At 60.3% G+C, this 18,152-nt stretch carries 18 protein-coding genes; 11 read left to right on the top strand and 7 right to left on the bottom strand.

From position 1 onward, the window contains the following. The first annotated feature begins 15 nt into the window (after positions 1–15). Positions 16–558 carry a DUF2058 domain-containing protein gene (locus BLQ41_RS27420; RefSeq protein WP_090186913.1) on the top strand — a complete coding sequence of 181 codons (543 nt, stop codon included), beginning with the start codon at positions 16–18 and terminating at the stop codon, positions 556–558. Between the two features lie 70 nt (positions 559–628). Here the strand turns inward: BLQ41_RS27420 and BLQ41_RS27415 are convergent, their stop codons facing one another. The 6 genes from BLQ41_RS27415 to BLQ41_RS27390 all read right to left on the bottom strand — a co-directional run bounded on the left by BLQ41_RS27415 (position 629) and on the right by BLQ41_RS27390 (position 8,079). Beyond that, the gene (locus BLQ41_RS27415; RefSeq protein WP_090186910.1) at positions 629–817 is read right to left on the bottom strand and encodes a hypothetical protein; all 189 of its coding nucleotides are present in this window, start codon (positions 815–817) and stop codon (positions 629–631) included. Between the two features lie 311 nt (positions 818–1,128). Continuing rightward, positions 1,129–2,349: a beta-ketoacyl-ACP synthase I gene (gene fabB, locus BLQ41_RS27410; protein WP_090186907.1), complete on the bottom strand. Its 1,221-nt coding sequence runs from the start codon at positions 2,347–2,349 to the stop codon at positions 1,129–1,131. Between the two features lie 11 nt (positions 2,350–2,360). Beyond that, positions 2,361–2,876: a 3-hydroxyacyl-[acyl-carrier-protein] dehydratase FabA gene (fabA, locus tag BLQ41_RS27405; RefSeq protein ID WP_008148022.1), complete on the bottom strand. Its 516-nt coding sequence runs from the start codon at positions 2,874–2,876 to the stop codon at positions 2,361–2,363. A gap of 248 nt (positions 2,877–3,124) precedes the next feature. Then, a complete protein-coding gene (locus tag BLQ41_RS27400) occupies positions 3,125–5,026 on the bottom strand; it encodes an ATP-binding protein (protein ID WP_090186904.1) in 1,902 nt (633 codons plus the stop codon). Next, entirely contained in the window at positions 5,023–5,955 is a 933-nt protein-coding gene (locus BLQ41_RS27395; RefSeq protein WP_090186900.1) for an ABC transporter substrate-binding protein, read from the bottom strand. The genes BLQ41_RS27400 and BLQ41_RS27395 overlap by 4 nt, the downstream gene beginning before the upstream one ends. After that, positions 5,956–8,079, bottom strand: a complete 2,124-nt coding sequence (locus BLQ41_RS27390; protein ID WP_090186898.1) for a TonB-dependent receptor plug domain-containing protein — start codon at positions 8,077–8,079, stop codon at positions 5,956–5,958. A 196-nt stretch (positions 8,080–8,275) separates the two neighbouring features. Between BLQ41_RS27390 and BLQ41_RS27385 the strand changes: the two genes are divergently transcribed. From BLQ41_RS27385 to BLQ41_RS27340, 10 genes are all read left to right on the top strand, one after another. Next, positions 8,276–9,301, top strand: a complete 1,026-nt coding sequence (locus tag BLQ41_RS27385) for an NAD(P)H-dependent glycerol-3-phosphate dehydrogenase (RefSeq protein ID WP_090186895.1) — start codon at positions 8,276–8,278, stop codon at positions 9,299–9,301. Between the two features lie 31 nt (positions 9,302–9,332). Next, a complete protein-coding gene (locus BLQ41_RS27380; RefSeq protein ID WP_090186893.1) occupies positions 9,333–9,680 on the top strand; it encodes a DUF4389 domain-containing protein in 348 nt (115 codons plus the stop codon). Next, the gene (gene sixA / locus BLQ41_RS27375) at positions 9,677–10,129 is read left to right on the top strand and encodes a phosphohistidine phosphatase SixA (RefSeq protein ID WP_090186890.1); all 453 of its coding nucleotides are present in this window, start codon (positions 9,677–9,679) and stop codon (positions 10,127–10,129) included. Before BLQ41_RS27380 ends, sixA begins: the two co-directional genes overlap by 4 nt. A gap of 181 nt (positions 10,130–10,310) precedes the next feature. Next, entirely contained in the window at positions 10,311–11,978 is a 1,668-nt protein-coding gene (locus BLQ41_RS27370; RefSeq protein WP_090186887.1) for an AMP-binding protein, read from the top strand. A gap of 33 nt (positions 11,979–12,011) precedes the next feature. Beyond that, entirely contained in the window at positions 12,012–12,455 is a 444-nt protein-coding gene (locus BLQ41_RS27365) for a hotdog fold thioesterase (protein ID WP_090186884.1), read from the top strand. A 202-nt stretch (positions 12,456–12,657) separates the two neighbouring features. Next, positions 12,658–13,464 (top strand): alpha/beta fold hydrolase, encoded by an 807-nt coding sequence (locus tag BLQ41_RS27360; RefSeq protein WP_090186881.1) that lies wholly within the window; start codon positions 12,658–12,660, stop codon positions 13,462–13,464. Then, positions 13,461–14,315, top strand: coding sequence for an alpha/beta hydrolase (locus BLQ41_RS27355; RefSeq protein ID WP_090186877.1), 855 nt, complete (start codon positions 13,461–13,463; stop codon positions 14,313–14,315). Before BLQ41_RS27360 ends, BLQ41_RS27355 begins: the two co-directional genes overlap by 4 nt. Positions 14,316–14,365: 50 nt before the next feature. Further along, entirely contained in the window at positions 14,366–15,025 is a 660-nt protein-coding gene (locus BLQ41_RS27350) for a glutathione S-transferase family protein (RefSeq protein WP_090186874.1), read from the top strand. An 8-nt stretch (positions 15,026–15,033) separates the two neighbouring features. Then, positions 15,034–15,840, top strand: a complete 807-nt coding sequence (locus BLQ41_RS27345; RefSeq protein WP_090186872.1) for a DUF4892 domain-containing protein — start codon at positions 15,034–15,036, stop codon at positions 15,838–15,840. Between the two features lie 68 nt (positions 15,841–15,908). Beyond that, positions 15,909–16,964: an AI-2E family transporter gene (locus tag BLQ41_RS27340; protein ID WP_090186869.1), complete on the top strand. Its 1,056-nt coding sequence runs from the start codon at positions 15,909–15,911 to the stop codon at positions 16,962–16,964. Between the two features lie 127 nt (positions 16,965–17,091). Here the strand turns inward: BLQ41_RS27340 and xopAW are convergent, their stop codons facing one another. Continuing rightward, a complete protein-coding gene (gene xopAW / locus BLQ41_RS27335; RefSeq protein ID WP_090186867.1) occupies positions 17,092–17,940 on the bottom strand; it encodes an EF-hand domain-containing protein in 849 nt (282 codons plus the stop codon). Positions 17,941–18,152: the final 212 nt, after the last annotated feature.

Below are 18,152 nucleotides of genomic sequence, written 5' to 3'. Positions count from 1 at the left end.
TGAGAAATAAGCACCATGAGCATTTCCCTTCGCGACCAGTTGCTCAAAGCAGGGCTGGTCAACCAGAAGCAGGCCAAACAGGTCGGCAAAGAAAAGCAGAAGCAGCAGCGCCTGGCCCATAAAGGTCAGATCGAACTCGATGACTCGCAGCAGCGTGCGGCCCAGGAAGCGATGGCCGAGAAGGTCAAGCGTGACCAGGAGCTGAACCGTCAGCAACAGGAGAAAGCCGAGGCGAAGGCCCGTGCGGCCCAGGTCAAGCAATTGATCGAAGTCTCGCGCCTGCCGAAGCTGACCACCGAGGACTACTACAACTTCGTCGATGACAAGAAGGTCAAGCGCATCTGCGTCAATACCTTGATGCGCAACAAGCTCAGCAATGGTTCGCTGGCGATCGTGCACCATGCCGGCGGCTATGAAGTGATCCCGCGTGAAGCCGCCCTGAAGATTCAGGAGCGCGATCCGCAGCGCATCGTGCAGATGAACGTGAAGACCGAAGAAGTCGCCGCCGAGGACGATCCATACGCGGCCTATCAGATTCCTGATGATCTGATGTGGTAAGGCCGTAGAGGCTGCAATAAAGACAAACCCCGCTCATGGCGGGGTTTGTCGTTTTCAATGCTGTCATTGCTTATGCGGATCGGAGCTCTCGTTGTTGCTCCAGTTTTTCAAGTTCGGCCTTGTAGCTGTGGGCATCGGTCTCGGAGTGGAACATCCCCACCAGCATGTCTTGTTGGTGCACGTCCCAGATGCGGATACCGGCGGCTACGCCTTCATGGGATTTATGTGAATCGTCGCGTTCAGTTACTTTTACAGTCATCTGCTAGCTCCAATCTCTGTTATCTGCAGCAAGGCGTGTGCAGGACTCCGTTATATGTTTTGTTAGCCTGCTAAGTAAATAACCGAGTTTTGTAACGGACAATTGCCGATTCTGCAAAAGTCCTGCAGCCCTTCAAGACCGCGGCATTCGGTCGCAGGGCGTTGAGTATCCTGACAAAAGCTTCATGTTCGCATTGAAGAAAATGTCTGGCTTCACGCAAACCTGTGGGAGTGGTGTTCTCCATTATTCAGGCACAAAAAAAAACGCCCCGAACCAGTCGGGGCGTTTTTTGTGCTGCGAGACGGCGGGTATTACTTGCCGGTCCAGCGCTTCAGTACCAGTGTGGCGTTGGTGCCACCGAAGCCGAAGCTGTTGCTCATCACGGTGTTGATGGTGGCGTCTTCGCGCGTCTTGGTCAGGATCGGCATGTCTGCCACTTCCGGGTCCAGTTCGTCGATGTTGGCGGAACCCGCCATGAAGTTGCCTTCCATCATCAGCATGCAGTAGATCGCTTCGTGAACGCCGGCGGCGCCCAGGGAGTGACCCGACAGGCTCTTGGTAGAACTGATGGCTGGAGCCTTGTCGCCGAACACTTCACGCACACCTTTCATTTCCATGACGTCGCCGACCGGAGTCGAGGTGCCGTGGGTGTTCAGGTAGTCGATTGGAGTGTCAACGGTGGACATGGCCATCTGCATGCAGCGGATGGCGCCTTCGCCGCTTGGAGCGACCATGTCGTAGCCGTCGGAGGTCGCGCCGTAGCCAACGATTTCCGCGTAGATCTTCGCGCCGCGAGCCAGAGCGTGTTCCAGCTCCTCGACCACGACCATGCCGCCACCGCCGGCGATGACGAAACCGTCACGGTCGGCGTCGTAGGCGCGGGAGGCTTTTTCCGGGGTGTCGTTGCGCTTGCTGGACAGTGCGCCCATGGCGTCGAACAGGAACGATTGGCTCCAATGTTCTTCTTCACCGCCGCCGGCGAACACGACGTCCTGCTTGCCCATCTGGATCTGCTCCATGGCGTTGCCGATGCAGTGAGCACTGGTAGCGCAGGCAGAAGCGATGGAGTAGTTCAGGCCCTTGATCTTGAACGGGGTGGCCAGGCAAGCGGAAACAGTGCTGCTCATGGTCCGCGTGACGCGGTATGGGCCAACGCGCTTCACGCCTTTCTCGCGCAGGATGTCCAGCGCTTCCATCTGGTTCAGCGTGGAGGCGCCACCGGAACCGGCGATCAGGCCGGTACGCGGGTTGGAGACTTGCTCCTCGGTCAGACCGGAGTCGGCGATGGCGTCTTTCATGGCCAGATAGGCGTAAGCCGCCGCGTGGCCGACGAAGCGATAGATCTTGCGATCGATCAGCTCTTCGAGTGGAAGGTCGATGGAGCCGGAAACCTGGCTACGCAGACCCATTTCAGCATATTCCGGGTTGAACCGGATGCCAGGGCGGCTTGCACGCAGGTTAGCGGAGACGGTCTCTTTGTCATTGCCCAGGCACGAAACGATGCCCAGACCAGTGATAACGACGCGGCGCATGCGGATAACCCTTAGAAGTTGTCAGTGGAGGTGAAAACGCCGACCCGAAGGCCTTCGGCGGTGTAGATCTCGCGGCCGTCGACACTGACCGAACCATCGGCGATGGCCAGGTTCAGCTTGCCCTTGAGCACGCGCTTGATCTGAATGTTATAGGTGACTTTCTTGGCGGTTGGCAGGACCTGGCCGAAGAATTTCACTTCGCCCGAACCCAGCGCACGGCCACGGCCCGGCAGACCTTGCCAGCCGAGGAAGAAGCCGACCAGTTGCCACATGGCGTCGAGGCCCAGGCAGCCTGGCATCACCGGATCACCTTCGAAGTGGCAGGCGAAAAACCACAGGTCCGGAGTGATATCCAGCTCGGCGACCAATTCACCTTTGCCGTACTTGCCACCCTCGGCACTGATATGGGTGATGCGATCCACCATCAGCATGTTCGGGGCGGGCAGTTGTGCGTTACCTGGGCCGAACAGCTCACCGCGACTGCAGCGCAGCAGGTCTTCCCGAGTAAAGGCGTTTTGTTGGGTCATGCGAGCTCCTCAATAGTCCCATGCGGCAGGGTGGGGCAAATCTTCCCGGCCGATCGAGGCGTTCATGCCTCGAGTCAGCAGCCTACTCATAGACTATTGCGTTGTGGTGAAAGTCACAGCACCAAGGACATGAATGTACACTTGTGCACTGAAATTATTATTCAAGCCCCTTTTCGGGCTTGTTCGGGTGCCTAAGACTGCCGCACTTTCGACTTTCACGCCAGTCGCAGATGGTCGAAAGGCCTGCACTACTGCACCCAGCGCTGCAGAATTTGTTGCAGATCCGTGCGTTTGAACGGCTTGGCCAGGTAATCGTTCATTCCTGCCGATAAACATGCTTCCCGGTCGCCCTGCAAAGCGTTGGCGGTCAGGGCGATGATCGGCAGGTCCGCGCAGCCCGGCAATTGGCGAATCTGGCGAGTGGCTTCATAGCCATCAATGATCGGCAGCCGGCAGTCCATCAGAATCGCTTCGAAAATCAGGCTTTCGGCACTGCGCACCGCTTGCGCGCCATCGTTGGCGACGCTGACAGTAAAGCCCAGGCTGCGCAACATTGTTTCGATGACGGTCTGGTTGACTGGGTTATCTTCCACCAGCAGCACATTGCGACCCTCGCCATGGCCGTCTCCGCTCAGGGCACGCGGCAACCGTTCCGGCAACGACTGCTTATAAAGCGCCAACGGAATTTCCAGGGTGAACACCGACCCCACGCCTTCTTCGCTCTGCGCACGCAAGGTGCCGCCCATGCGTTCGGCCAGGGTGCGGGCAATCGGCAGCCCCAGGCCGGTGCCGCCGTAACGCCTTGAAATAGAGCTGTCGGCCTGCTGGAACGCGTCGAACATCAATTCCAGGCTTTCGGCCGAGATGCCAATCCCGCTGTCGCGCACGGTGCAGGTGAACCACAGCAATTCATGATCCAGCGATTGCCACTTCGGCTCGATGCTGACTCGGCCGTGCTCGGTGAATTTCAGCGCATTGCCCACCAGGTTGACTAGAATCTGCCTGATTCGTGTCGGATCGCCCTGGACCTGCAACGCACGCATGTCCTCGGGGATCGTCAACGCCAGGTCGAGCCCGCGTTGCGCCGCGCCATGCGAGAACGATTGGGCGCAGCTGCTGATCAGGTCCGCGAGGTTGAACGGAATGTGTTCAAGCTCCAGTTCCGAGCGCTCGATGCGCGAGAAGTCGAGAATGTCATTGATGACTTTGAGCAAGTGTTCGGTCGACTCTGAAGCCAGTGCCGCGTATTCCACCTGCTCCTCGGTCATGTCGGTGGTTTCCAGCAGTTGCAGCATGCCGAGCACGCCGTTCATCGGGGTGCGCAGTTCGTGGCTCATCATCGCGAGGAAGTCGGATTTGGCGTTGTTGGCTTTTTCCGCTTCTTCACGCGTCTTGATCAACTGTGCCATGGCCTGATGCTGCTCGCGGCTGGCTTGTTCGAGGCCGTGGGCAAGGTTATTGATGTGTTGTGACAGCGCGCCCAATTCAGTGTCGTCGACTATCGGCAGCGGCGTCTTGTAGTCGCCCTCCTGAATCGCTTTCACGGCGTGGCCGATGTCGCGGATCGGCTGCGACAAACTGCCGGCCAGGCGTCGGGCCACCAGAAAGGTGAACAGCAGGGCGAACAGGGCGAGGATCCCGGCCTTGAACAGGATTTCCTGCTGGCGCTGGCTGAAGGCGTCGTTGGACAGGCCGACAATCACCCGGCCCAGATAGTCCTCGGGCGGCGCGGTATTGGCCACTTTACTGCCCTGGAAGAAATCAGTGTTCAGGGCGATCCGTTGCAGCCGTACCGGTGCCTGAAACACTTCGACCTGGTGCGAACGCGTGTGGGTTTCCGACGGTTGCTCGACGTACACCAGAATGCGGTTGGCACTGTCCTGGACTTCCAGAAAGCGCACGTTGGGCGTGGCCAGTGTCGCCTTGAGCAAGCTTTCGAGGACGTCGTTGTTGCCTGAAATCACCCCGTATTCCGTGGCCGGTGCCAGTTGGTTGGCGATTAGCTGACCGGTGTGATTGAGTTCCTGACGCAGGTCCTGAAGGCGCACGAAGGTGAAGAAGCTGATCAGCAACAACGTCAGCAGCAGGGCAGGGCCGAGGCTGATCATCTGGGTGCGGGTGTTGATGTCCCAACGGCGTCGGAAGGTCATGGACGGTTTTCTCCTTCAGCCAGCTGGGTGGCGACAGTCGCTTCATTCATCTGCTCAATACCTAATGAACGAGCCACCTGCGGGTTGCTCAAGACTTTGAAGTGTTGCGGATAGAACATGCGTGGCCAACTGCTGGTCGGGCGGTCGAGCAATTCGTTGAGCACTGCCAGCCAATCCTGTTGATCGCTGTAGGTGCTGGTCAGGCTGCCGGCCTTGACGAAGGCGGCGTTGGGGCCGATCAGCGCCAGTTGCCGCGCATAGCTGCTCAGCAACAGGTTTTTCGCGGTTTTGGGGTTGTATACATCGGGGTCGTCGAGCCCCAGCAGCACGTCGCTGCTTTTCAGCAGAGTCTGCAAGGGGCGACTGTCGCTGGTGTTATCCCAGCGCTCGCTGACCAGTTCAAGTCCCAAAGTCTGGGCGGCCTGATGCAATTCTTGCAAAAGGAATTCACTGTGACTGTCGTACAGCACGCCGACCCGGTGGGCCTGAGGCAGGATGAGCCGGATCAGGCGCAATTGCCGATCCAGTGGCGGATCACTCCAGAGCAGGCTCAAGTGCGGCGGCAGGTGGGTGCCGAAGCGTTGGTGAGCCTGCAAGCGGCTGATGCGCAAGACCAGCGTCGCCGGGCCTTGGGCGTCTTGCAGGCGCCAGTCGAGACTCGGCAGGTCGAGCAGGATCAGCCGGGTGCCGGCGGGCAGCTTGCCGGGGACCGGAAGACTCGCCAAGGCCTGGAAACGCACGGTGTCGGCGGGGCGCAGTTCGCTCAGTGCGTGGACGAAGGCTTGCACGCCGGGACTGTCTTCGGCTCCGGTCAGCAGAATGTCGGCGGCTTGTGCTGGCAGGCAGCCAATCAGGCCGGTCAGGAACAGGCACAACCCTGCCAGCAGGCTGCCAAGGCTTGGCGACTTCCGTGACAGGCGATGCGCCATTTAAAACGTCAGCTCCGCGCTGAAGTAGAGCACCCGACGCTCGTCGTAGTTGTTGTCGACGAACGTGGTGGGTTGATCGTCGAGATGCTGCTGAAGAATCCCGGCCAGTTCCAGGCTGGCCTTGCCCAACCCGATGCGTTTGGCGATGCGCGTGTCGACACGCTCGAAGCGGTAGCCGTTGAGGGCGTCGTCACCATAGTAGAAGAGGGCGCTGTTCCAGCCCTGGCCCCAGTCGCGCAACCAGCCGGCGGAACCGCTGTTGCGTGCGGTCAGTTGCTCATCAGGCGGATTGCTCGCCTCGGCGTCGACGTAGGCGTAGGTCAGGCGCAGGCGATCGGCGCTGCCGAGACGCCAGTCCAGCTGGGTTTCCGTGCCCTTGAAGCGCGCGTTATTGGAGTTGCTGGCGATGTACTGATTGTTGCGCAGCGGCTCGCTGATCATGCCGGTGATTTCGTCGTAGAACAGCTTTACGTCGACCGTCAGGCCCGGTCCTGCGAAGTAGCCGTTGTAGCCCAGTTCGCGCGAGCGCATGCGTTCCTGTTCGAGGTCGCCGGGGCCGCGAGTCTTGACGAAATAACGGGCGCTGGTCTGGCCGTACGCACTGGGTCGCAGGTTTTTCACCTGGTAACTCCAGTTGACGTTGTTCTCGAACATGTCCGGCGAGCGGATGGCTTCCGAGTACACGGCGCGCAAGCCGTGGCGTGGGGTGATCAGATAGTTGACGGCGACCCGCGGGGTCAGTGAGCTGCCAGTCAATTGCGTGTCTTCGAACATTGCTCCGCCCTGCAGCAGCCAGTGTTCGGTGGCACGCCACTCGAGTTGGCCGAAGGTTCGCCAGGTGGTGTCGTCGAGGGTGCCATTAAAGTAGGTCTCGGAATCTGCCCGGTCGTAACGATAGTTCATACCGCTGACCAGTCGCAGACTGTCAGTCAGGCTAAGAGTGTCCTGCAACTCGAGGTCGTAACGCGACTCCCGGGCGCTCTGGTCGATGTCGCCACAAAGCGTTTGCCGGGCGCCGTTGCGCCATTGTTCCAGGGCTTGATTGCCCAGCGCTTGTTCCGCCGCCGTGCCCGCCGGTGCGCCGGGGCCTGCGTAGCGCTCCATGTTGCGCGCCAGGCGTTCGGTGTAGTTCGGATTGAGCTGCCAGAGTTCGGTCAGTTGCGGACTGAACGAGACCTCGGCGTCGCAGGCGCGCCAGGTCTGCTGACGGTCCCAATGCTGCGCGGAGCCCTGGATATAAAGGCTGTGATCTGGATTGATGTCCAGATTCCAGCGCAACGAGCCGGCGTAGTCCTTGGCCGTGACGTCGGAATTATTCCCCGCAGCGGTAATCCCGGGGAACACTGGGTGGTAGGTGTAAGGCCGCTGGTTGGTGCCGTCCTTGGCGTTCAATTGCCAGTCGATGCTCTGATTGTCATTGAGCGTCTGGCTGACGGCGAGGTTTAAACGGTTCAAACGGCGACTGTCACGATAGTCGTCCCCGAACTGGTTCGAATCGAAGCCGTCGTCTTGCTGGCCGGACAGTGACAGGCGCAAGTCACCGTCGTCCCAGCCCACACCCTGGCTGGCATAAAAGTCGTCGATGCCGCGTTGGCCACGGGTGACTTTCATTCGAGTGCCGTGGCTGTCGGCGGGGTGGCGGGTGATGATGTTGACCACCGCCATCAGCGCATTGGCGCCGTAGCTGACGGTGTTCGGGCCACGGAAAACCTCGATGCGTTCGATGTCTTCCATGGCCACCGGAATATCACTCCAGTCCACCGTGGCCAGGCCGGCGCGATAGACCGAGCGGCCATCGATCAGCACTTGCATGCGCCGCGCCTCGGTGGCGTTGGTGCCGTGGTAGTTCACGGCCGCCTGATTGCCGCTGATATTGCCGACCATCATGCCCGGCACCAGCCGCAGCAATTCGCTGATGTCCCGCGCACCGCTGGCATTGATCAGTTCGCTGTCAATCACGGTCATGCTTCCCGGAACCGCAGCCGGCGATTGCTTGAGGCGAGTGGCCGTCAGCACTTGCGGCAAGGGTTTGTTGTCGAGGAACAAGTCGTCGGGCAGCGCTGGCGAGCTGAAAATCAGTGCCAGGACCAGCGGCGAGCGAGGTGAAGGAGCGCCAAACGACACGAAACATCCCTGATAGCGATTAGTTGGCGCGCATGTTAACCGAGCGCTACGACTTTTGAAGTCACGATGAAGGCATTTTCCTCGGATTTGTTGGTCTTCTTCCTACATATGCCGGTAATTGACGCGGGGACTGGCCGCCACTGGGCCGCTCCGTATAATGCCGACATCGCCACTGGTATGGATTAACGGATTACATATGACTGAACAGCGCCCAATTGCGGTCCTGGGAGGCGGAAGTTTTGGTACCGCCGTGGCCAATCTACTGGCCGAGAACGGGCATCAGGTCCGGCAGTGGATGCGTGACCCTGAACAGGCCGAGTCCATTCGGGTCAATCGCGAGAACCCGCGTTACCTCAAAGGCATCAAGATTCTGCCGGCCGTGGAGCCGGTGACCGACTTGCAGGCAACCCTGCAAGCCTGCGACCTGTGTTTTGTCGCGCTGCCGTCCAGCGCGCTGCGCTCGGTGCTGGCGCCGCATGCCGAGCTTTTGAGCGGCAAATTGCTGGTGAGCCTGACCAAAGGCATCGAAGCCCACACCTTCAAGCTGATGAGCGAGATTCTCGAAGAGATCGCACCGCAAGCGCGCATCGGCGTGTTGTCGGGGCCGAACCTGGCCCGTGAAATCGCCGAACACGCGCTGACCGCCACGGTGGTTGCCAGCGAAGATGAAGAATTGTGCCAGCGGGTCCAGGAAGCGCTGCACGGCCGCACCTTTCGTGTCTACGCCAGTGCCGACCGCTTTGGCGTGGAGTTGGGCGGGGCGTTGAAGAATGTCTACGCGATCATCGCCGGCATGGCGGTGGCGCTGGGCATGGGTGAAAACACCAAGAGCATGCTGATCACCCGCGCGCTGGCGGAAATGACCCGATTCGCGGTCAATCAGGGCGCCAACCCGATGACATTCCTGGGGCTCGCCGGTGTCGGTGACCTGATCGTGACCTGCTCCTCGCCCAAAAGCCGAAATTATCAGGTCGGTTATGCCCTCGGTCAGGGCTTGAGTCTTGAGGAGGCGGTGACCCGCCTGGGCGAAGTGGCCGAAGGCGTGAATACGCTGAAAGTGCTCAAGGCCAAGGCTCAGGAAGTCGGCGTCTACATGCCGCTGGTCGCCGGATTGCACGCGATCCTGTTCGAAGGGCGCACGCTTAATCAAGTGATTGAGCTGTTGATGCGCGGCGAACCGAAAACTGACGTCGACTTTATTTCGACCAGCGGTTTCAACTGAGCACGCTTTCCAAAAGGAGCAGGAGATAGCTATGAACGATCCGAAAACAGAATCCGGTTACGAATCCATCTTGCTGCGTGTGCTGTGGATGATCGTCTTCTTGCTGGTCTGGCAAGTGGCGCAGTTCATCCTTGGCGCGGTGGTGCTGGTCCAACTGATCTATCGTTTGATTTATGGCGCCCCGAGCGCCAGCCTGATGAACTTCGGCGACAGCCTGAGCCAGTTTTTGGCGCAGATCGGTCGTTTCGGCAGCTTTCACAGCGACCAGAAACCCTGGCCGTTCGCCGACTGGCCGACGCCGCGTACTCCGGAAGGTGAAGCGCCGCACGTCGTGGCGCCTGCGCCACATCCGGTCCGAGATGAGGAGCCCAAGCTATGAAACTCTGGGTATTGCGTCATGGTGAAGCCGAGCCACACGGTTCCCGTCCAGACTCCGAACGAGCACTGACCCCCCACGGTCGCGAAGAAGTGTTGCGCACCGCTGCCGAGTTGCTCGGCAAGCCGATTACCGCGATTTATGCCAGTCCTTTCCTGCGAGCGCAGGAGACCGCGCAGCTGGTGCGTGAGGCGCTGGGCTTCCAGCCAGAGATTCGAACCGTCGAATGGCTGACCCCCGACAATCGCCCGCAAGCGGTGGCCGAGCAGTTGGTGTCTGTCGATCACGCGCTGCTGGTCAGCCATAACCCGCTGGTGGGCAATTTGCTGGGTTACCTGCAGCATGGCCATGTGCAGGATCCGGAAGCGGTAAAAACCGCCGGCCTCGCAGAACTTGAGGGTGAAGGCCCGCTGGCTGGCGCGATGAAACTTAAAGGCATCAAGCACCCTTAAAGGCAAAAAGATCGCAGCCTCGTTGCACTCGACAGCTCCTACAAGGAACACAAAACCGTGTAGGAGCTGTCGAGTGCAACGAGGCTGCGATCTTTCGATCTTGTTTTTGCAATAAATAGTCAACCAAGCAACCGCTTGGTTGACTACGCTTGCTCCAGACCAAAAAAAAGGAGCGAGTCGCATGCCTGCTGCTGTTCGTTTGCCGCTGGACGTCTTTTACGAGCGTGAAGCCCGTCATCCCCGCCAGCGTTTTCTGGTCCAACCCACGGGCGGCGGACACGTCGAAACCCTGACCTGGGCTGACGTCGGCCATCAGGCCCGCTGTGCTGCGCACTGGCTGCGAGCCCGTGAACTGCCACAAGGCAGCCACATCGCCCTGATCTCGAAAAACTGTGCCCACTGGATCATCGCCGACCTGGCGATCTGGATGGCCGGCCACGTTTCGGTACCGCTGTACCCCAACCTCACCGCCGAGTCCGTGGCGCAAGTGCTCGAACACTCCGAAGCGGCGCTGGCGTTCATCGGCAAGCTCGATGATTGGCCGAGCATGTCCCGCGGTGTCAGCCCTGATCTGCCGACGATCAGCCTGCCGTTGCACCCGCCCGGGCGCTTCGATTTCAGTTGGGACGATCTGCAAAAAAGCTCGCCGATCCAGGACGACCCCAAACCGTCGGCCGATCAGTTGGCAACCATCATCTACACCTCAGGCACCACCGGGTTGCCCAAGGGCGTGATGCACAGTTTCGGCAATCTGGGATTCGCCACCACGCATGGCACCCAGTTGTTTGGCCTCAATGAATCGGACCGTTTGTTGTCCTACCTGCCACTGTGCCACGTCGCGGAGCGCATGTTCGTCGAACTGGCGTCGATCTACACCGGCCAAACCGTGTTTTTTGCCGAAAGCCTCGACACCTTCCTTACCGACTTGCAGCGCGCCCGCCCGACCGCGTTGTTCGGTGTGCCGCGCATCTGGACCAAGTTCCAGATGGGCGTGTACAGCAAGATCCCGGCGAAACGCCTCGACTTCCTGCTCGGCCTGCCCTTCATCGGCAAGCGGGTAGGGCACAAAGTGCTTGCCGGGTTGGGGCTGGATGCGTTGCGCGTCGCCTTGTCCGGCGCCGCGCCCGTGCCGCAGACCTTGTTGCTGTGGTACCGCAAACTGGGGCTGGATGTGCTGGAGGTCTACGGCATGACCGAGAGCTGCGGTTACTCCCATATCTGCCGCCCTGGCGAGAACAAACCCGGCTGGATCGGTAAGCCCTGCCCGGAGGTCGAAGTGCGGATCGCCGAATCCGGCGAGGTTATGGTGCGCAGTGGCGCGACCATGCTCGGCTATTTCAAGGAACCCGAGAAAACCGCTGAAACCATCACCGAGGATGGCTTCCTGCGCACCGGCGATAAGGGCGAGCAAGATGCCGAGGGCAACCTGCGACTGACCGGGCGGCTGAAGGAAATCTTCAAGACCAGCAAAGGCAAATACGTTGCCCCGGCGCCGATCGAAAACCGTCTGGCGGTGCATTCGCGAATCGAACAGGTGTGCGTGGTTGGCGACGGCTTGAGTGCGCCGCTGGGGCTGTGCGTGCTGTCGGCGGTCGGCCAGCAGGATGCCAGTGGAACGGCGCGGGCGGGGCTGCATTCAAGCCTGGAAAAACTGCTGGAGGAGGTCAACGGTGTGCTCGACAAGCACGAACGCCTGCGCCGGTTGGTGGTGGTCAAGGACAGTTGGGCGGTGGAAAACGGCTTTCTGACGCCGACGCTGAAGATCAAGCGCAACGTGATCGAGGCGGCTTACGGCGCGCGCTTCGAAGAATGGAGCGAGCGCAGCGAGGCGGTGCTGTGGCAGGATTGAGCCACGAACAAAATCCAATAAAGGAAAGCAACGATGAGTCTGTGGCGTACTACTCCCAACATCGAGCAGTTGAACGCAATCCAGAAAAACACCATCGGCGAAGTGCTGGATATTCGCTTCGAAGCCTTCGACGAAGAGTCTCTGACCGCCAGCATGGTCATCGACCACCGTACTCACCAGCCTTACGGGTTGCTGCACGGCGGCGCGTCGGTGGTGCTGGCCGAGTCGGTCGGTTCAATGGCCAGCTACCTGTGCATCGATGCGAGCAAGTTCTATTGCGTGGGCCTGGAAATCAACGCCAACCATTTACGCGGATTGCGCAGCGGGCGGGTGACCGCGGTGGCCAAGGCGATTCACATCGGGCGCACGACGCATGTCTGGGATATTCGCCTGACCAGCGATGAGGGCAAGGCCAGTTGCGTGTCGCGGCTGACCATGGCGGTGGTGCCGCTGGGTGAGAATCCGCCGGCGCGTTGATGTTTATTAATTAAAAGATCGCAGCCTCGTTGCACTCGACAGCTCCTACACATTTCCCTGTAGGAGCTGTCGAGTGCAACGAGGCTGCGATCTTTTGATCTGCGCGATATCTCCTACCACCATTCCTGGCAGTTATGGTCATTGCTGTAGGACGTGGTCTTACGGACAATCAGCCTTTGTTTTCGTTGATGGATCGACCGGTATGTCGCAACAGATCTTTTTCGCCCACGCCAATGGCTTTCCTTCAGGAACCTACGGCAAGTTGTTCGCGGCGCTGGCGCCCGAGTACCAGGTGACGCACCTGGAACAGCACGCCCACGACCCGCGTTTTCCGGCGGACGATAACTGGCACAACCTGGTGGACGAACTGATCCATCACCTCAAGCAACAACCGGAACCGGTGTGGGGCGTCGGCCATTCCTTCGGTGGCGTGTTGCACCTGCACGCGGCGTTGCGTTGCCCAGAGTTGTACCGGGGTGTGGTGATGCTCGATTCGCCGGTGCTGACCCGCGCCGATCAATGGGTGATTCGCGCCGCCAAGCGCTTCGGTTTTATTGATCGCCTGACGCCCGCTGGCCGCACGCTGGGGCGGCGGGAAGAATTCGCTGACCTGGAAGCGGCGCGACTCTATTTCGCCGGCAAAACCCTGTTCCGTGGCTTTGATCCCGAGTGCTTCGACGCCTACCTGCAACACGGTTTGCAAAAGGTCGGCGACAAGCTGCGCCTGCGCTTCGACCCGGCCACGGAAATCAGCATCTACCGCGGCGTGCCGCACACCAGTCCCGGCCGTGCCCGACAGTTGAAAGTGCCGCTGGCGGTGGTTCGCGGGCACAAGAGCCGCGTGGTGATGCGCCATCACGCAAGCTCCGTCGGGCGCATGCCGCTGGGTGAGTCCTTGACGATGCCCGGCGGCCACATGTTTCCCCTCGAACGTCCACAGGACACCGCCACGCTGCTGAAAAACCTGTTCAGCCGCTGGGAAGGTCGTCGTCAGCAGGATTGCGCATGAACCACGTCGTCGAAGAAGTTCGCCTGAGCCTGCCGCACATCGAACTGGCGGCGCACTTGTTCGGCCCCGAAGACGGTTTGCCGGTGATTGCCTTGCACGGCTGGCTGGACAACGCCAATAGCTTCGCCCGGTTGGCGCCAAAGCTCAAAGGCCTGCGCATCATCGCGCTGGACATGGCCGGCCACGGTCATTCCGGGCATCGACCGCCCGGTGCCGGTTACGCGATGTGGGACTACGCCCATGACGTGCTGCAAGTCGCCGAACAGCTTGGACTGAAGCGATTTGCCCTGATGGGGCATTCCATGGGCGCGATCGCTTCGTTGATCATCGCCGGGTCGATGCCGGAGCGCGTTACGCACCTGGCGTTGATCGACGGAGTCATTCCTCCTACAGACAAAGGCGAAAATGCCGCTGAACGCATGGGCATGGCCCTGCAGGCGCAACTGGATCTCCAGGAGAAGCGCAAACCGGTTTACACCACGCTGGACCGTGCCATCGAGGCGCGCATGAAAGGTCTGGTGGCGGTCAGTCGCGAGGCTGCCGAACTGTTGGCCCAGCGCGGATTGATGCCCGTGCCGGGCGGTTACACCTGGCGCACCGACAACCGCCTCACGCTGCCATCGCCGCTGCGTCTGACAACCGAACAGGCCATGGCCTTCGTCCAGCGGGTCAGTTGTCCTGCGCTGTTGGTGGTTGCAGCCGACGGCATGCTCGCCAAGCATCCTGAATTGCTGGAGCGTCTACCCTTTAGCCGTGAACAGCTGCCAGGCGGCCATCATTTGCACCTCAATGATGAACCCGGCGCCGACCTTGTCGCAGACTGTTTCAATCGGTTCTTCGCCGTTCCTTGACTTGCGCCGGGCAACTGTCGAGGCTGGGCGGGTTGAAATGGGAGACAACCATGATAGATCTCTACACCGCTGCGACCCCGAATGGCCACAAGGTCTCTATCGTGCTCGAGGAACTCGGCCTGCCCTACACGGTGCATGCCTTGAGTTTCGACAAAAAGGAACAGAAGTCCGAGGATTTCCTCAAGATCAATCCCAATGGCCGGATTCCGGCGATTGTTGACCGCGACAACGGCGATTTTGCCGTGTTCGAATCCGGCGCCATCCTGATTTACCTCGCAGAACTCAGCGGCAAGCTGATGCCCCAGGACCCCAAAGGGCGCTCGGTGGTGTTGCAGTGGCTGATGTTCCAGATGGGCGGGATCGGTCCGATGCAGGGCCAGGCCAATGTGTTTTTCCGCTATTTCCCGGAAAAGCTCCAGGGCGCCATTGATCGTTATCAACATGAAACCCGTCGCCTCTATGAAGTGCTCGACACGCGCCTGCAAGCCGTGGAGTTTCTGGCCGGCGAGTACAGCATTGCCGACATCGCCACCTTCCCGTGGGTCCGCGGCCATGAGTGGTCCGGTGTCTCGGTGGAGGGCCTGACGGCCTTGCAACGCTGGATGGCGACCCTGGAGGCGCGTCCGGCGGTGCAGCGTGGTTTGCTGGTGCCGGAGCGTACCGATGACGCCAGTATCATCAAGGGTGCCCAGGCCATGCTGATCCGATGAGTCCATTCATGCGTTCATTCAGTGTGTTGGCGCTGTGTTGTTTCAGTCCCTTGTTGTTTGCCGCCGATGTCCCGGGCAGTCAGGACTTGCCGATCGTGCCGCGTCTGGCCGATGCGCAGATCGTCGACTATCGTCCGGCGGTGGAACTCGAGCGGATCTATCCGCTGGGCTCGATCCGCAAGATCAGCGGCCAGCTGCGTTTCGACGGTCAGGTCAGCGCCCGGGGGCAAACCACGTCGGTGACCTACGAGCTGCCGGCGGAACACACCTCCACGGAAGCCTTTACGGCCGCCCGCGAAGCCTTGCAAAAGCAGGGCGCCGAGCTGCTGTTCTGGTGCCAGGCGCGCGATTGCGGCGAAAGCAGCCTGTGGGCCAATGAAGTGTTCACCAACGCCAAACTCTATGGTGCCGACGACCAGCAGGCGTACTTGCTGCTGCGTCTGGCCGCGCCAAAGGACAACACGCTCGTCGCGCTTTACGGCATCACGCGCGGCAATCGCAAAGCGTATCTGCATGTCGAACAATTCGACGCCGCAGCGCCGCTGGGTGATTTGCAGCCGACCTCGGCAACCTTGCTGCGACAGCTCAAAAGCACGGGTGAACTCGATTTTCCCAAGCTGAGTGCCGATCCTGATGAGACCTGGTTGCGTTTGATTTCCCGTGGGTTGAACCTGGACACCACGTTGCGCATCAGTGTTTCAGGGGCCAAGGCCGAAGCCTGGCGACAAGCGCTGATCGGGCAGGGCGTGCGTGCGGCGCGCATGGAAACCGGTAGCGCCGAAGGCTCTGGCCTGCACATCGAACTGTTGCGATAAGCTTGATAGGCGAACGCGCACCCCGCGTTCGCTTACTTTTGATTGACTGACTTTTCTTGAGACTTTACATGCCCAATAACGATCGGCTGTTGGTGCAGATTCTGCTCCTGGTGCTGTTTGGCGCGAGCTTCTGGGTGATGGCGCCGTTTTGGTCGGCGCTGTTCTGGGGCGCGGTGCTGGCGTTTGCCAGTTGGCCGTTGATGCGTTTGCTGACCCGCTGGCTCAACGGTCGAGAGTCCCTGGCGGCGGCGCTGCTGACCCTCGGCTGGATGTTGCTGGTGGCGGTGCCGCTGGTATGGCTGGGCTTCAACCTGGCAGACCATGTGCGCGATGCCACGGCATTCATCAAGGATGTACAGGTCGACGGTCTGCCTGAAGCACCGGTCTGGCTGGGCAGCGTTCCCTTGGTCGGCGCACGGCTGGTGGTGATCTGGAACAGTATCGACCAGCAGGGCGCGGCGGCGATGGTGGCCGTCAAACCTTATCTGGGGCAGGTCGGCAACTGGTTGCTGGCGCGCAGTGCACAGATCGGTGGCGGGATTCTCGAGCTGACGCTGAGCATTGTTTTCGTGTTCTTTTTCTACCGGGACGGGCCACGGTTGGCGGCATTTGTTCATGGCTTGCTGGAACGGCTGATCGGTGACCGCGCCGGTTATTACATCGAATTGGTGGCGGGGACGGTGCAGCGGGTGGTGAACGGGGTGATCGGGACAGCCGCGGCGCAGGCGCTGCTCGCGTTGATCGGGTTCCTGATTGCCGGGGTGCCCGGGGCTCTGGTGCTAGGCATCGTGACGTTCTTGCTGAGCCTGATTCCGATGGGGCCACCCCTGGTCTGGATTCCGGCCACCGCGTGGCTGGCCTGGAAGGGCGAATACGGAATGGCGGTGTTCCTCGGGATTTGGGGGACATTCATCATCAGCGGCGTCGACAACGTGCTGAAGCCGTACCTGATCAGCCGGGGCGGAAATTTGCCGCTGGTGATCGTATTGCTTGGCGTGTTTGGCGGGTTGATTGCTTTCGGGTTTATCGGGTTGTTCATCGGGCCGACGTTACTGGCGGTTGCGTACAGTCTGTTGACTGACTGGAGCAAAAGTCAGGCGCGGGTCGAAGATCGCCGACCTTAAGGTTTTTCGTTGAGGCTCAGGGCCTCATCGCGGGCAAGCCCGCTCCCACAGTATTGCGCGGTGTTCACACGTTATGTGTTTTCATCCGGATTCCTGTGGGAGCGGGTTTGCCCGCGGTGCTTTTGATTCAGGTCGACATGTTCAGGTACTTGCCCACACTCGCCACGTTATCGAGCGAATACTGCTTGCTCAGATTGGCGATCATCTTGTTCAGCGCTTCATTGACGTTGAACTGACCGGTGGAACTGTCGCTGGTTTTCTCGCGACCTGCTTGCAATGCAGCTTTGAGTTCATCGCTGCTGACGCCACCGCTGCTGTCACTGTCCAGCGCTTTGAGTAACGCCGTGCTGGTGTCGGTGCTGGTCGATGACGTGCTGTTGCTCGCCTGCAACGCGCTGCTCAGTTCAGTGGCGGTCACGCTGCCATCGCTGTCGGTATCGAGCTGGCTGAACAGTGCGTCGCTGGAGACCTGTTGCGGCGGTGGAGGCGGCGTCAGGCTGGCGGTCAGCTCATCCTTGCTGACGGTGCCGTCTTCGTTCTTGTCCAGGGCCGAGAAGATGTCTTTGCTGTTGGCACTGCTACCGGCGTTGCTCAGGCCGTTGCTCAGTTCGTCGCTGCTGATGGCACCGTCACCGTTGGCGTCCAGGGCGCTGATCAGTGTGTCGGCCAGTTCAGTGCTCGGTGGCTGGTCATGCTGCGATGGCGTCGGCGGCGCCATTGCGGCCATTTCTTCGCTGCTCAGGTTGCCGCTGCTGTCGCTGTCGAGCTTGGCGAAGTTTTTGCTCAGGCTGACCAACAGGCCATCGTCGGATTTTTGCGAAAGCGCGCTTTTCAATTCGCCCTGATCCACCGCCCCGTCGCTATTGCTGTCGAGCTTGGCGAACAGTTCTTTCTGGAATTGTTGGCTGCGGGCACTGTTGGTTGTGGCGGTGCTGGCGCTGGTATAGGCGGTGTAATTGCTGACGCTACCGATCATTGGACTCACTCCCTGGAATGGAAAACCGGTGGGTGCACCGGCTTATGCAGCCTCAAGGGGCAAGTTGTCGTCGGTATGTGGGATTTGTACCGTTCGCAACACACAAATCTCAGGTTAAACCCCGACCCTGTGGGAGCGGGCTTGCCCGCGATAGCGGTGTATCAGGCAACATTGATATCGACTGACACGCCCTCATCGCGGGCAAGCCCGCT

The organism is Pseudomonas arsenicoxydans, assembly GCF_900103875.1.
GTDB lineage: Bacteria > Pseudomonadota > Gammaproteobacteria > Pseudomonadales > Pseudomonadaceae > Aquipseudomonas > Aquipseudomonas arsenicoxydans.
This window is presented reverse-complemented; position numbering and strand designations above follow the sequence as displayed.